General features: G+C 59.0%; 11 protein-coding genes. All 11 read right to left on the bottom strand.

What is annotated here, in order from left to right:
* Positions 1–3 precede the first annotated feature (3 nt).
* Positions 4–1,341, bottom strand: coding sequence for a TRAP transporter large permease (locus tag AQS8620_RS11740; RefSeq protein ID WP_085837084.1), 1,338 nt, complete (start codon positions 1,339–1,341; stop codon positions 4–6).
* Between the two features lie 2 nt (positions 1,342–1,343).
* On the bottom strand, positions 1,344–1,928 hold the full coding sequence (locus AQS8620_RS11735) for a TRAP transporter small permease subunit (RefSeq protein WP_085837083.1): 585 nt from the start codon (positions 1,926–1,928) through the stop codon (positions 1,344–1,346).
* 90 nt (positions 1,929–2,018) lie between these two features.
* On the bottom strand, positions 2,019–3,050 hold the full coding sequence (locus AQS8620_RS11730; RefSeq protein WP_085837082.1) for a TRAP transporter substrate-binding protein: 1,032 nt from the start codon (positions 3,048–3,050) through the stop codon (positions 2,019–2,021).
* Between the two features lie 313 nt (positions 3,051–3,363).
* Positions 3,364–3,822, bottom strand: coding sequence for a nuclear transport factor 2 family protein (locus tag AQS8620_RS11725; protein WP_085837081.1), 459 nt, complete (start codon positions 3,820–3,822; stop codon positions 3,364–3,366).
* A gap of 69 nt (positions 3,823–3,891) precedes the next feature.
* Positions 3,892–5,019, bottom strand: a complete 1,128-nt coding sequence (locus AQS8620_RS11720; RefSeq protein WP_085837080.1) for an alkene reductase — start codon at positions 5,017–5,019, stop codon at positions 3,892–3,894.
* Between the two features lie 70 nt (positions 5,020–5,089).
* The gene (locus tag AQS8620_RS11715) at positions 5,090–5,854 is read right to left on the bottom strand and encodes an SDR family NAD(P)-dependent oxidoreductase (RefSeq protein WP_159453237.1); all 765 of its coding nucleotides are present in this window, start codon (positions 5,852–5,854) and stop codon (positions 5,090–5,092) included.
* Between the two features lie 32 nt (positions 5,855–5,886).
* Entirely contained in the window at positions 5,887–8,427 is a 2,541-nt protein-coding gene (locus AQS8620_RS11710) for an ATP-binding cassette domain-containing protein (RefSeq protein WP_200809622.1), read from the bottom strand.
* An 88-nt stretch (positions 8,428–8,515) separates the two neighbouring features.
* A complete protein-coding gene (locus tag AQS8620_RS11705; RefSeq protein WP_085837078.1) occupies positions 8,516–9,574 on the bottom strand; it encodes a substrate-binding domain-containing protein in 1,059 nt (352 codons plus the stop codon).
* 54 nt (positions 9,575–9,628) lie between these two features.
* The gene (locus tag AQS8620_RS11700) at positions 9,629–10,606 is read right to left on the bottom strand and encodes an ABC transporter permease (protein ID WP_200809621.1); all 978 of its coding nucleotides are present in this window, start codon (positions 10,604–10,606) and stop codon (positions 9,629–9,631) included.
* A 682-nt stretch (positions 10,607–11,288) separates the two neighbouring features.
* The gene (locus AQS8620_RS11695) at positions 11,289–11,984 is read right to left on the bottom strand and encodes an EthD domain-containing protein (protein ID WP_085837127.1); all 696 of its coding nucleotides are present in this window, start codon (positions 11,982–11,984) and stop codon (positions 11,289–11,291) included.
* A 317-nt stretch (positions 11,985–12,301) separates the two neighbouring features.
* Positions 12,302–13,927, bottom strand: a complete 1,626-nt coding sequence (locus tag AQS8620_RS11690) for an IclR family transcriptional regulator (RefSeq protein ID WP_085837077.1) — start codon at positions 13,925–13,927, stop codon at positions 12,302–12,304.
* Positions 13,928–14,009 lie beyond the last annotated feature (82 nt).

The following is a 14,009-nucleotide window of genomic DNA, read 5'->3' as shown; positions in this document are numbered from 1 at the left end:
GCTTTAGCGCAGAGCAAGCGGCAAGGAGAGCACCAGTTGCGGCATGGCAAGAATGAGAATGAGTGCCGAGATTTGAATCAACACAAAGGGCATCACGCCTTTGTAGATCGTGCTGATCGGGATCGAGCGATCTATCCCCCGCAGATAGAACAAGGCATATCCGAAGGGCGGCGTCAGGAACGAGGTCTGGAGATTCACCGCCAAGGCAATCGCGAACCAGAGGATCACGTCGCTGCTCGGCAGGCCGAAATCGAGACCGCCAACGATGGGCGCCACGATCGGGATGACCACGAGCGAAATCTCAACCCAGTCGAGAAAGAACCCCAGAATGAAGATGAGGAACATGATCGCCCCGAGGGTGACATAGGGGCTCACGTCGCCAAAGGAGAAGAGATCCGCCACCATCGCGTCCCCGCCCAAGCGGCGAAAAACAAGGCTAAAGACAGTCGCCCCGATCATCACGAAGGCAATCATCGCCGTAGTTTTCGTAGTCTCGAACACCGCCCGTTTGAGCGTATTGAAAGACAAACCACCTGTAAACAAAGCAAGCAACGTCGCACCGACCGCACCGATTGCGGCAGATTCCGTTGGCGTCGCCACACCTGTGATGATCGTCCCGAGAACAGCGAGGATCAGAACCATCGGCGCCAGAAGATCTTTGATCAGTGCAAACACGGCTTTGCCCAAAGGCACCCCGTCTCGGCGCTCAGGTGCCGGCATGCGATGCGGCGAAAAGATCGCCACGAGCAGGATATAGGCAAAATAAAGCCCGGCGAGGATCAGCCCCGGATAGATCGCCCCCATGAAGAGATCGCCAATCGGCACACGCAGCTGATCGCCCAGAATGATGAGCATGATCGAGGGTGGGATCAGAATGCCGAGCGTCCCGGAGGCGGCGACCACACCCGTGGCAAGCCGCATGTCATAGCCGGCCGATTTCATCGCCGGCAAAGACATCATGCCCATCAACACGACAGATGCGCCAATGATACCCGTCGAGGCGGCCATCACGACGCCGATCACGACGACCGCAACGGCATAGCCGCCGGGCAGCCCGCCCGCGAGCGCGGCCAGCGACCGCATCAGACGCTCGGCGATGCCCGAACTTTCCAGCATCAGCCCCATGAAAACAAAGAGCGGGATCGCGGCAAGCAACCAATTGGTCAAAGTGCCCGAATAGATGCGTTGCACCCCCATCGAGAGAAAGACCATCGGCACATCCGCGACGACAGCAAAAAGGATGCCGACACCCGCCAAGACAAACGCCACGGCAAAGCCGCTGAAGAGCAGAGCCACCAGCGAGCACAGCATCAAAATGGGCCAAAAATACTCAGCGATCATGATCAGTCTCCGGAGGTAGGCGTGGCGTCATGGATGTCGCCATATTGTTTTGTGATGAGCTGGCGCAGGGCCTGCGCGGCCCTGAGCAAAGCGGCCAATCCCAGCAGACCGAAGGATACCGGCAGGGCGCCCTTGATCAGCCAATGCGCCGTCAAGCCGCCCTGAATAGAGCCCTCGCCCGTGGCAAAGGCCGTCATCGCGAATTTCGATCCGAACCACATGACGAGCAGGCACAGGGGCAGCAACAGGAAGAGATTGCCGAACAGCGAGATCAGCGTTCGGGTGCGTGCGGAAAACCCGAGCGCCACGAAATCGACCGTCACATGACGATCTTCAAGATGTGCCCAAATCCCGCCAAATAGGACGATAGCGGAAAAGATATACCATTGCAGATCGACAAGACTGTTGACGGTCAAGGCCTCGCCGAACAGGGGCACGGAACCTTCCCAATCAATCAGCACCGACCAGCCCTGACGTGCCGCAATGACGGACAGGACAATCGACAGGGCCAGCGGGATCACCAGCCACGACACGAGTTTACCAGGGAAACACAGGAATTTTTGCACCACGGATGTCGGCTTGGTCATCGCCCCTCCTTTCGGTGTGATCAGAATGGTCAGACACAAACATGACGACGGCGGCCTTCGTCACCGCGTCACGTTGCGTTCTGTCCGGATTTACTCGGCAGCTGGCAGCATCTGGAGCGACGTCCACTCGCCAACGCCGTCCATATAGACCCGCAGGGAGGCGAGCGCCTCGGCAAAGATCGGGTCTTTTGCGGCTTGCTCGTCCAGCACCACATTTGCGGTCTCGCGCAGATCGGCAAGGACCTCATCCGGGAAGCGACGGATTTCCGTGCCTGCTTCGCGGATTTGAGCGATCGCCGGCCCTTGGGCATTGATCTGATCCGCGAGGTTGAAGGTGACGTTGGCGCGGCAGGCGTCTTCGATGATGCTCTGGTTCTCTTCACCGAGATCTTCCCACACCGCCTTGTTCACGATGATCGAGTCCCAGGACATCGGCTGATGCCAACCCGGAAAATAGTAATACTCGGAAACGCGCTGGAACCCCATGCCCACATCGAGCGAAGGGGCGGAGAATTCGGCGGCATCGAGACGCCCGGTTTCGAGGCTCAGGTAAATCTCGCCCGCCGGAACGGTCTGGGTGTTTGCGCCGAGTTTGGCCAGCGTCAGGCCACCGAGACCCGCGATGCGCATGTTCAGGCCTTGGAAATCCTCGACTGTGTTGATCTCCTTATTGAACCAGCCGCCCGCTTCGGACACCACGAGGTGGCAGGGCACGAATTGGACATTAAAGGGATCATAGGCCTTTTGGATGATCTCCTTGCCGCCGCCGTGGAACATCCACCCCATGGCCACGTCGGGCGAAGGGCCGAAGGGCATTGAGCCGACGAGGTTTGCAACCGGGATTTGCTGGCTCCAGTAGCCAGCCCAGTCGAACCCCATGTCGAGCGCGCCGGAGCTGACGGCGCCGAAGACCTCATAGGGCGGCACGAAATCGCCCGCACCATGCACGTTGATTTTGACTTCGCCGCCGGTCATTTCCGACACCATGCGCGCGAAATTCTTCGGACTTTCGCCCAGCGACGGCACGTTCAGACCGAAAGTGCTCTGAAGCTCATAGGCGTCGGCCGGCGTCGTTGCCGCAAATGCGGCCGTCGCCGCAGCAATCATTGCGAAGTGTTTCATCTCTGGTCTCCTCCTCCTAGAGAATGGGCGGCGGTATCGTGTGCGTTTCTTCCACCAGGTCCGCGACCCCCTGGTTAGTTGTATTATTGCAAATTGATTATCCATAAACCAACGTTTCGTCAAGAATATAGTTTCAACCGCAAGCATAAACGCCGCCCAAACGGCTCCCAAAACGCCAGAGAGAACGCGCAAAAACTTCTCCCCAACAAAGCCCCAACAAAAAGATGCCCGCCGTCGTGGAGGACACGGACGGCGGGCCAAGACAGACCTTCGGAGTTTCGCGGCTAGAAAGTCTGCCTTACCAGGGCCGCTCTTAGCGGAACTGTTGCTTCACCCAGCCCTGATCCCAGTTCGAGACCTGATGGGTGCTGCCACGCAGCTCTTTGAAGAACCACTTGCCATCCTGTTTCACGAACTGGTTGGTGTAGTTCAACGTCAACACCACGGCGTCCTCGCCGATGGTGCAGAAGCACAGCAGATAGGAATGCGAGGTGGCGCTTTTGCCGTCCTCATGCACATCGACACGCGTGTTGGTCACGATGTGGATCGCCCAAGAGATGTGCTTGGACAGTTGACGGAAATGCTCGCGGATTTCCTCGCGACCATTGTTCGAGCCGCCTTCGCCGTCAACGACCCAGACGCCATCCTCCGTGAAACAGCTCGCGATTCCGTCTGGGTTGTAGTTGTCGTCGCAATAGGCGGCGTATTGGAATGTCAGCTTCTCGATGTCCTGAATGTCCTCAAGACGCTGGATGCGCTGTTCGATATCCATGGTGTTCTCCTCCGATTTATATGGAATTCTGTGACGGACGCGCGAGGACCTCGCGCCCGGTTTGGGTGTTTAAGCTTCGGGATAGTCGATGTAGCCCGCGCGGCCCGGGATATAGAGCGTGTCGCGGTTGAGCTGAGCCAGTTCCGTGCCCGCTTTCATCCGCGAAATCAGGTCGGGGTTCGACACGAAGGGCCGCCCGAAGGCCACGATATCCGCACGCCCCGATGCGATCTCCTGTTCGGCGGTTTCGCGCGTGTATTGACCCGCCGCGATGATGACACCGGAATAGAGATCGCGCGCCACACCGATCACGTCGGCATGATCGAAGGCCTCCGCTACATCATTGTCGCCCGTGACTTCGGGACGAATGACATGGACATAGCCCACGCCGGAGGCCTCGGACTGTTTGACCTGTGCCGTAAAGAGCGCGAGCGGGTCCTCCTCATGCACGTCATTGAACGTACCGTAGGGCGAGAAGCGCACGCCGATGTTGCCCTTGTCATAGACGGTGGCCACCGTCTCGATGATCTCACGCAGGAAACGCAGGCGGTTCTCATAGGAGCCTCCATATTCATCCGTGCGCTTGTTGATGTTCGAGGCACAGAACTGGTCAATCAGATAGCCGTTGGCGGCGTGAATCTCGATCCCGTCAAACCCTGCCGCTTTGGCGTTGCGCGCAGTCTCGGCGTACATGTCCACGACGTACTTGATGTCGTCCTTGGTCATTTCACGCGGCGTCGGGATTTCCACCATGCCGTGTTCGTCGGTGATCATCTCAGTGACGGGTTTGATCGGCGACGGCCCCATCGGATGCGGGTTGTCGGTCGGACGGTTGTAAGCGTGCGAAATGCGCCCCGTGTGCCAAAGCTGAACGACCGCCTTGGCGCCACCCGCGTGGATTGCGTCGACGATGCCCTTCCAGACCTCGGTCTGTTCGGCATTGTAGAGCCCCGGCGAGCGCGGGTAGCCGACAGCGTCCGGCGACATCTGGGTCGCTTCGGTGATCAGCATGCCGCAGGTGTTGCGCTGACCGTAGTATTCAGCGGTGTAATCCGCAGGCACCCAGGTTTTTGGATCGGCCCGAAAGCGCGACATCGGCGCCATGGCAACGCGATTGGTCAGGTCCCAGCTGCCCAGTTGGGCGGGTTCGAACAGCGTGTTTGTCTTGGTCTCTTGATTTGCTTCTGCAACAGTCATGGTTTCCTCCTGTTTTGACTGTGATATTTTCGACTGTGGATTTCAAAAGTTGCGAAAGGGGGCGCGGCGCTCAGGCCGGTCGATAGCCCCCGTCCACGGATAGCGTTGTGGCGGTCACGCCGCTGGCCAGATCGGACAGCAAAAACGCAACGCCGTTGGCGATCTCCGCCGGTTCCAAAAGGCGTCCGATTGGAACCTGCGACAGCCAATTGGCCATCATCTCAGGGTCGCTCTCTTGTGCCTTTTTCAGAATTTGCGTGGCGGTGTAGCCGGGGGCCAATGCGTTTACGCGGATGCCGTGCGGTGCCCATTCCACCCCCAAAAGCGAGGCGAGATGCGCCACCGCGGCTTTGCTTGTGCCATAGGCGGCGTGACGCTCCGGCTTGACGACACGAAACCCCGCAATCGACGAAATCATCACGATGCTGCCGGGCCGCCCCGCCGCCTTCATCCGCTTGGCAAAGCTCTGCGCGGTGAAGAATACGCCATCGACATTGACGCCCATGGTGCGCCGCCAAGACTGCGCGTCGTAGTCGAACGCATCGGTCGGCGGCGCGATGCCGGCGTTCGCAACGACACCGTCGATGGGACCGAGACGCTCCTCAGCTTCGGCGGCGGCGCGTTCGACATCGTCTGCGTCGGAGACATCCATCTCGACGAAAATAGCGCGCCCCTTGTCTTGTGGCAGAGCGGCAAGTGCGCCCTCCCCATCGGCCCCCGGCAGATCTGCAAGCACGACATTCGCACCCGACGTCATCAGCCGTTCGGCGATTGCAAACCCAAGCCCGCCCGTGCCGCCGGTGATCACGATGTTCTTTACTTCGAGCGTATCCAAAATTTTTTCTCCTCTTGAAATCTATCGCGCGATCACGCCTGAGGCCGTCCGCGCAGGGTGGTGTAGATCACCGCCGCGAATACGATCAGCGCGCCCTGGAAGACGTATTGATAGGTTTGCGAGAGCCCCAAAAAGGCGATGGCGGTGAAGATTTCCGTCAACAAAACCGCACCCAGTGCCGTGCCGATAAAAGTGCCGCGTCCGCCACGCAGGGACGTGCCGCCCAGAACCACTGCAGTGATACTTGCGAGCGTGTAGCTGGTGCCTTGCTGCGGATCGCCAACACCGATCTGCGCCATGAGCATCAGCGCACCGACGAAGACGAACAGAGCCGTGGCAACATAGCCCATGATGTTGAGACGATTGACGTTAAGCCCGATCCGGCGCGCGGCCTCCTCATCGGAGCCAACGGCCCGGATTTGCCAGCCGATGCGGGTTTTGCGCAGCACATATTCCCCGACGATCACACAGACGATGAGCGCGACGAAGGCCCAGGGCAGCGGCCCGATCTGTGCGCCGAGGATCGCGGTGACATCGTAGCTGATGTAGCCGCCCGGTCCCTCGCGCATCAGAAAGCTGATGCCCTGAAGCCCCATATACATGGCCAGCGTCGCGGCAATCGGGGTGAATTTGGCGTAGCGCACGAGACTGCCGTTGGCGAGGCCGACGACAACCGCCACGGCCAGCATGAGCCCGAAGCCCGTCAGCATCCTCGGCAGAGACGCGCCATCATTGACAAAGAAAGACGCGATCACCACCGACAACCCGGCCAGTGGCCCAACGGAGAGATCCACGCCGCGCAGCATTAAGACGATGGTTTGCCCCATCGAGATAAAGCACAGCGTCGTGGCCAACATCAGAGTGTTGTAGACATTGAAGGACGACAGGAAGTTGGCGTTCTGGCTATAGCCATAGAGCGCCAGAGCAACCATGATCGCCAAAAGAGGAACCGCCGGCGCATTGTCCGATTGCAGGAAATGCCGAAGCGCGCCGCCCCGCGATCTGTCCGCACGACGCTCTGCCCCTGTCTCGGCATGGTGATCCGCACTGACCGCCGCCGCGACGATCTTGGCCTCGACCACATCTTCGCCGGTCAGCGTGGCGACCACTCTGCCCTTCGACAGCACGATCACACGATCACAAAGGCCCTCAAGTTCGGCGGCATCCGACGAATTGACGACCACCGGCGTCCCCGCGCCGCTGATCTCGCGCAGGATGCGATACATTTCGAAACGTGCGCCGACATCGACGCCCTGCGTCGGCTCATCGGCCACAATCAGCCCCGGCTGTTCCAAAAGCGCGCGTGCCAGAACGACCTTTTGCTGGTTGCCACCTGAAAGCGCCGTGATCTTGGCTTCAAGCCCCGGTGTTTTCACCGACAGCTCGCGGAATGTGTCGACGACGGCCTGATGTTCCTTGCGACGGCTCATGAACCCGAAAGAGGCGAATTTCTCCAAGGCGCCCAAAGCCGCGTTTTCCCGCACGGAAAAAGACTTGGCGACGCCTTCGACCAGACGGTCGGCGGGCATGAAGGCCGCTGCGTGGATCAGATCTTTATGGTTGAGACGCTGCCCGGCCAGTTTCACCTCGCCACGCGCCGCATCCAGCCCCGCAAGCGCGCGCATCAGCTCGGTCTGGCCGTTGCCCGCGACGCCTGCGATGCCGACGATCTCACCGGGCCGCGCCTCGAAAGAAACGTCGGAAAACCCGTGCCCGCCCAAGCTTTTGACGGTCAGATTGGCCTGACCCAGCATCGGCTTGGCCTTTGGCGGAAAGGTGGAATCGAGCTTGCGCCCGACGATCATGTCCAAAAGTTCGCTATCGGAGAGATCGCGCACCAGACCCGTGCCCGCCACATGACCATCGCGCAAAACGGTGACGCGATGCCCGATTTGCCGGATTTCGGCCAAACGGTGGGTGATATAGATGACCGCCGTGCCCTGAGCCGCCGCCGCACGCACGCGTTCGAACAGCATGTCCGAGGCGTCTTTGTCGAGAGAGGCCGTCGGTTCGTCGAGGATCAGCACTTTCGGCTTCGTGGCCAATGCCTTGGCGATCTCAAGCAGGAGTTTTTGCCCGATGCTCAGCCCCTCTGCCCGCATCTTGAGCGGCACGTCCAGCCCAACGGCAGACATGACCTCGCGCGCGACATCCGAAACCTTGCGCCCTTCGAACAGTGCGGGCGGCAAGGAGACCTGTAGGTTTTCCAGAATCGACAGATCTTCGACGATGGCAGGGTGCTGATAAGAAATAGAAATCCCCAGGTCCGCAGCCTTCTCCGGCGTTAGCGGAGAGGCGGTACTTCCCTCAAAGGTGATCTCGCCTCGATCCGGCTGAAGCACGCCGGAGATGATGCTCATAAGCGTCGATTTGCCCGCGCCATTCTCCCCCAGAACGGCATGAACCTCTCCGGCACGAAACGCGACCGTCACATCGGTCAGGGCGTAGACGCCGGAAAAGGATTTTGTAATTCCCGCCATCCCGATGGTGATGGGCGCCTCTGCCAAAGAATGCACGTTGGTCTCCATATGCGACCCTGTGTTTGCCGCGTCGATATTGCTTGCGATAGACATGACCTACCCCCTCCTCCAGAGCAGTTGGACAATGCGTTTGCGTCTCCCGGACCCCGGTCGCCGTGACGACCGGGGTCGCGGATGTGTCTTATTGGTTGATCGCCTCGAGCTGTTTCTCCGGGCTCAATTTCGCCGAGAGGTAAATCTCACCCGGCAAATCGCGGCGGCATTGCACCTCGCTGGGCTCGCCCGTGACGGAGTCCTCGAAAATCTCGGAGGTGTAGACGCTGGTCTCTGGCGGCGTGCCGCCGGTCGCCAGTGCGATCGCCCATTGTGCGGCCAAGCGCCCGTTTTCATTGCCACCGCCGCGTGTCAGCAATTTGAAGTCCGGGTTGTTGGCCTGTTTGTCATGCCAGAAGCAGCCCAGAAGATTGACGGATTCCGTTGTGATCGCGGGGATCGACCGCCCGTTGCGCTCAAAGGCGGGCAGACCGCCGATCAGAGACGCGCCGTAGTCGGAGATGATCACATCAATCTGCGGATGTTTGGCGATCTCGGCGGTCAGCACCTGTTGCGTCAGCGCCGGGTCCCAGTTGGTCACATGGAAAGGCGCGGGGTTGAGGTATTCGTAGCGCTCATCGAGGACCGAGTTCAGCCCTTCGAGCATCTCAAGCCCGACGCTGTTGCCCGCCGGTCCGCTGAGGAACAGCATTTTCGCACCATCAGGGAATTCGCGCTTGATGAAGTTGCCGAAATTCACGCCGTCGCTCACGAAGGAGGCCGATACGAATTTGGCGTAGTTCACCCCCTCTTCGCCGCCGACCTGTTGACGATAAGGTACGACCGTCACACCTGCGCGATGCGCAGCGGTGAGCGCCGGAAGCACAGCAGGACCGGCATCGCCAAAGACCACCATGGCGTCCACTCCTCGGGCCGCAAAGCTCTTGATGTCAGAAATGGATTTCTGCGTGTCACCCTGGCCATCGGCGTAGAAGAAGTCGGTGATGCTTGAGCATTTCTCCGCCTCTTCGCGGGCCGAGGCACTGGTGATCTGGCGCCAGCTGTTGCCACCACTGCCATCAAGCAGGGCCAGCGTTGCGTTGTCCGGCCCGCACCAGGACGGGATGTCCTCTGCGAAGGCCGCGGTGGCGGCGAGGCTCAGGGCCGCTGTGGCGGCGAAAGCGATCTTTCTGGATGTAAGTGTCACGGTGTCTCCTCCTCTAAAGTCCGTGTCGGTGAAAATGTCGGCGAAAATCGGGGATCAGCTGCGGCGGAACGAATAGACCGCGATGCCAAGACCCAGCGCGAGCGCCTGGATGATGGTCTGGGCTGAGAACGGTACGCCGATGGTGATCGAGAACTGGCCCAGTTGGGTCAGGAAGAAAGCTGCGAGAGCCGTCGGCACCGGAAAGCCACGTCCGCCCATCAAGGACGTCCCGCCAAGGACGACGATGGCGACGGAGGGCAGCAGGTAGCTGTTGCCGAGAAAGGCGGTCGGCTGACTCGTCAGACCGGCCAGCAGAATGCCGGCGAGGCAGTAGAGCAGCTGTGCGCTGACATAGGCGGACAGCTCGTAGGAACGCACGCGCAGGCCGACCGTGCGCGCCATGGCCGGGTTGGCACCGATGCCTTCGAACCTACGTCCGGCGACGGTCTTTTTCAGGACAACGGCCACGATCAAGAGGATGACAAGCGCGTACCAGACGGTATAACCGAGGCCCAGAAACTCGCCGCCTGCGATGCGCGACAAAAGCGGCGTGGTCGTGCGCGGCACACCGCCGGAAATCGCGATGACACCGCCGTAAAGAAGCGCGTTCGTGCCGATGGTGGCCACGATGGCATTGAGGCGCACGACACCGATCAAGATGCCATTGAACAGACCTGCGCCAAGCGCAAAGGCCAGCGCCAGCAGCACGGCGGGCAAAAGTTCCGCGTCATTGCCCGCAGGGTAATGTGTCGAGATCACCACCGAGAGGCTGATGGCACCGGGGACGGACAGGTCGAAGCCCCCCTGTTGAACCACAAGCATCTGACCAAGGCTGACGATCACTGCCACAGCTGCGAAGGGTAGACTTCCCGCAAGCGCGCCGGAGCTGATGCTTGAGGGCGCGAAGATCATGCAAAGCACGATCAGCGCCAGCGTTGACAGCACGACTGTCCCAAGCTCGAACGACGGTCGACCGCGGCCAAATAGACCGGGCGGCATGGTGCCATAGGTTGCATTGTTTGCAGTGTTCATCACGCGTCCTCCTCAGATACACGCACAGACCGGCGACCCGCCCGCCAGCCGCAAGCCAGCAGAATTCGGGGCACAGCCCGCTCTCGCGGACCACGCCAGGCGGTCTGTCGCCATGATCTGAATTTCCTCCCTTTGAGGGGTGTGCGCCCCTCCTCGTTATGGTTAGCACAATATTTGCAATGCGCAAATGAATTTGCTCTTATCGTATAATTTTTTAATTTTTCAGATTTTCACCCCCCCAGGACACGCCAGAAATACAGCCTTAGAATTTCCAAAAGATGCCTCAGAAAGATGCAAAAGAAGATTTCTCGAAAAGGCAAAAACGTATTTTCAATTTAGTATTGAGATTATATTTTTATTTTAAAATCAACATTATGAAAGAAAATCCACCCTAGAACCACCTCGCCAGTACGATCAAGAAGTCACGCCCCCGACTGGATGCATGAGTGCGCAAGAGGAGACCAGACCACGTGAGCTTACGCGCCATAGATCTGGTCTAGAAAATTGAATATGCGATCAAAAAATTGATGATCTCATGACTAATTTTTTGCCCGCCCCCTCCAACACCACCCCAATACAGAAAAATGGCGACCGAATGCCCGGTCGCCAAACTTATCAATTCTCCAATGTCGAATCATTTTTGTCGCGAATTTCATGCGCCGATTCTGAAATCAACGCAGGATCAAACCAGCCGGCGACTATCCACGAAGTAAGGCGTGATCGTATCGAGAAAGACCTTCGCGTGCTCCTGCGTTTCCGTCACGATGTCTTTGGCATAAAGCTCCGCAGCCGCTTCTTTGTCCCGGAACCAGAACTCGACAATACCATCAACCGGCACCTCATCATGACTGGCCTGCTCTGTGCGCGATCCGCAATACCGGCTCACCACCAAGTTTTGATGATACCCCAACACCCCCGGCCAGCGGCGCACGAAATTTGCGTGCGTCTCAAGCCACTCCTGACGAAAGCGCTCAGGGCTTATCCCCGGCAAGCGCTTCAAAAGCGTCATCCGCTTGATGTAAGGACCATCATCCAGATTCATCTCGACAACCTTGTGCTTTTCACAAGCGACAATCTTAACATCTTGCAAAAAATCAGTTTCATCCGTCAAAGCAGGCGTAAAGGAGTCATCATTTACCGCGCCAAGCATCGCCCCTTCATCATCAAAATGAAGTTCCGAGAACCCGTCCAAATCCCAATCCACGCCCCGAGCATGACTGATACCGAACTGCTCTTTGTCAGTCACCGCATGCTGCCAATACCCGCGCAAGCCCGGAAATCTGGACGCCATAGGTCCGTGAACAGCCTCCCAATGCTGATTGAAATCCTGTGGCGGCATTCCTTGCTTTTTCGTCAGCAAACCAAACCTTGTCATCATGCGTGAACTCCTCCTCGAAAGTTTAAAGACGGGCTCATCACCCAGCCCTCCGCTCAGGCGCCGATCTGCACTCATGTCGAGAAACACACGCATCCAAATGACTCTAATCAGTCACCCCGAGAGTCTTTAGACCCCCCACTTGGCGGCAGGCATTTATGATATTTGCAAAATAGTTTGCTTAAAGCAAATTATTTAAATGATAAAATGCACATCCATGCTGTTCAAAAGTGCTTCAGACAGCCGCAATTCGCAGCTGACGGGTATCAGATGGAAATAAGGAAGAAATTGGAGGATCGCGCAGACGTCCGAGAGCATCCTTACAAGGGCGCGGCATACCCCAAATCGGCAGAGATCGACGCAACACCCAACAAGAGTTGCGCCAGCAAGACCTGCTCCTCAGCGCGCACTCTATCTATGGCGCCGGTCAAGGTCACAGCAAACCACATCTCTCCCACATGATTACGGACCGGCGCCACCAGAGAGCGAAGCCCTACAACAGGGCCGGTCTCGAACGTTGCATACCCCGCCTGCCGGATGTCTTCCAAAATCACCGAGAGATCCTCAGGACTGGGGGCACGCGCTCTCAACTGCGGGTAAACCGCCATTTCGGCTGCCACCGCAGGCGCCAGGACCTGCTGGCTGAGATTGGCCTGAAACAATCGCCCCGTGCCTGTACTGCTCAACGACATACCCCGGCCCAGATAGATATCGGAATGACGCGTCAACTGCCCACGCTCGATATGCACAACGACCGGGCCATAACTCCCCCAAGTCGTCAGAAAACACATCAGATCCGTTTGCCGCGACAACCGCCGCACGAGGGCACGGGCCGCAGCAAAGACATCGTAACCATGCAAACGCACAAGCAACATCTCCGCCGTCAAAGGCCCAAGGCGATATTGCGTCGAACCCGGCGCCTTTTCCACCAGACCGGCGTGTCGCAGACTGACCATGTAGCTGTGCGCCTTGCCGGCGGCGAGCCCCGCCTGATCGCAGATTTCCTTGAGCCGCATAGGCCCCGCTCGGCCCGTCATCGCGCGCAGAATCTGCACCGCGGTCTCCGCCGAACCAACCCCACGACGCTCATCCGCCGCAGCATCGACAGGCTCAAAAAGCTCTTTGCGCACCGGATCAATCCGCGTCACCTCGGGCGCCGAGAGCGTTGATGGATTGGCCGCGATCCGCTCTGCTAGTTCGACTCTAATGCGCTCCGCAAGACGACGTGCAATGTCCTTTGGAAAGACATTCGCGGTCCCGGAGACGACGATCGCACAGACCAGCTCCCCATCTTCATCCATGACCGGAACGGCCATACCATTGTAGCCCGGAAAATAAGCATCGCGAATGAAGCAAAATCCATCCCGACGCACCTCTGCAACCGCCTCCGGGAAATTGTCATCCTCACGCAACTCGCCGACCCCACGCGGACAGGCCGTGCCCGACAACTCTGCCTCGGCACGCACCGCAACGCGTGGATCAGACGAGAACGCCATGAACACCCGGCCCGATGCGGTGCCGGTGACACTGTAAACCGTGCCCGGCATCACATTGTTATCGGAGGCTATGCGCGACGGGATCACACTGGCCACGGTCGGCCCGTTTCCGGCCCAGAACACCACGCCCGCAAACAGATCGCGTTCGCGCGCGATACCACGCGCCGCGTCCAAAAACCCGTAGCGTCGCGCCAACGCCTCGATACGACGCTGACCCAGCAGCGCGGCGAGCGGGCCAAAGGAATATTGCCGCGACACAGGATCGTAGCCCCCCAGGCCCGTTCGCTGGAGACTGTTCAGATAGGGCCGCACTTTCGCGGTCGACAGCCCGGCCGCATCAGCCACGCCGTCGAGTGTCCTGCGTTCCCCTGCATGGATCATCCCCGCAAGAATATCCCCAAACACCTCGACGGATTTGATGCCCCGAACAGCGCCATTTTCCTTTGTCATTTCGTGTCGCCACCCAAGTTCCAGCTCATCATTGATGTCACGCGACCATATCCTGCGCGCAAGGCTCTCCTTGATAACAGCT

The organism is Aquimixticola soesokkakensis (genome assembly GCF_900172375.1).
GTDB classification, from domain to species: Bacteria; Pseudomonadota; Alphaproteobacteria; order Rhodobacterales; family Rhodobacteraceae; genus Aquimixticola; species Aquimixticola soesokkakensis.
The sequence above is the reverse complement of the archived record's forward strand: the minus strand, read 5'-3'. Positions and strand labels throughout refer to the sequence as shown.

What these genes read in the sequence shown, in the direction of transcription:
- AQS8620_RS11740 (WP_085837084.1), bottom strand. Translation starts at nt 1,341, where the DNA reads ATGATCGCTGAGTATTTTTGGCCCATTTTGATGCTGTGCTCGCTGGTG.
- AQS8620_RS11735 (WP_085837083.1), bottom strand. Translation starts at nt 1,928, where the DNA reads ATGACCAAGCCGACATCCGTGGTGCAAAAATTCCTGTGTTTCCCTGGT.
- AQS8620_RS11730 (WP_085837082.1), bottom strand. Translation starts at nt 3,050, where the DNA reads ATGAAACACTTCGCAATGATTGCTGCGGCGACGGCCGCATTTGCGGCA.
- AQS8620_RS11725 (WP_085837081.1), bottom strand. Translation starts at nt 3,822, where the DNA reads ATGGATATCGAACAGCGCATCCAGCGTCTTGAGGACATTCAGGACATC.
- AQS8620_RS11720 (WP_085837080.1), bottom strand. Translation starts at nt 5,019, where the DNA reads ATGACTGTTGCAGAAGCAAATCAAGAGACCAAGACAAACACGCTGTTC.
- AQS8620_RS11710 (WP_200809622.1), bottom strand. Translation starts at nt 8,427, where the DNA reads ATGTCTATCGCAAGCAATATCGACGCGGCAAACACAGGGTCGCATATG.
- AQS8620_RS11700 (WP_200809621.1), bottom strand. Translation starts at nt 10,606, where the DNA reads ATGAACACTGCAAACAATGCAACCTATGGCACCATGCCGCCCGGTCTA.
- AQS8620_RS11695 (WP_085837127.1), bottom strand. Translation starts at nt 11,984, where the DNA reads ATGATGACAAGGTTTGGTTTGCTGACGAAAAAGCAAGGAATGCCGCCA.
- AQS8620_RS11690 (WP_085837077.1), bottom strand. Translation starts at nt 13,927, where the DNA reads ATGACAAAGGAAAATGGCGCTGTTCGGGGCATCAAATCCGTCGAGGTG.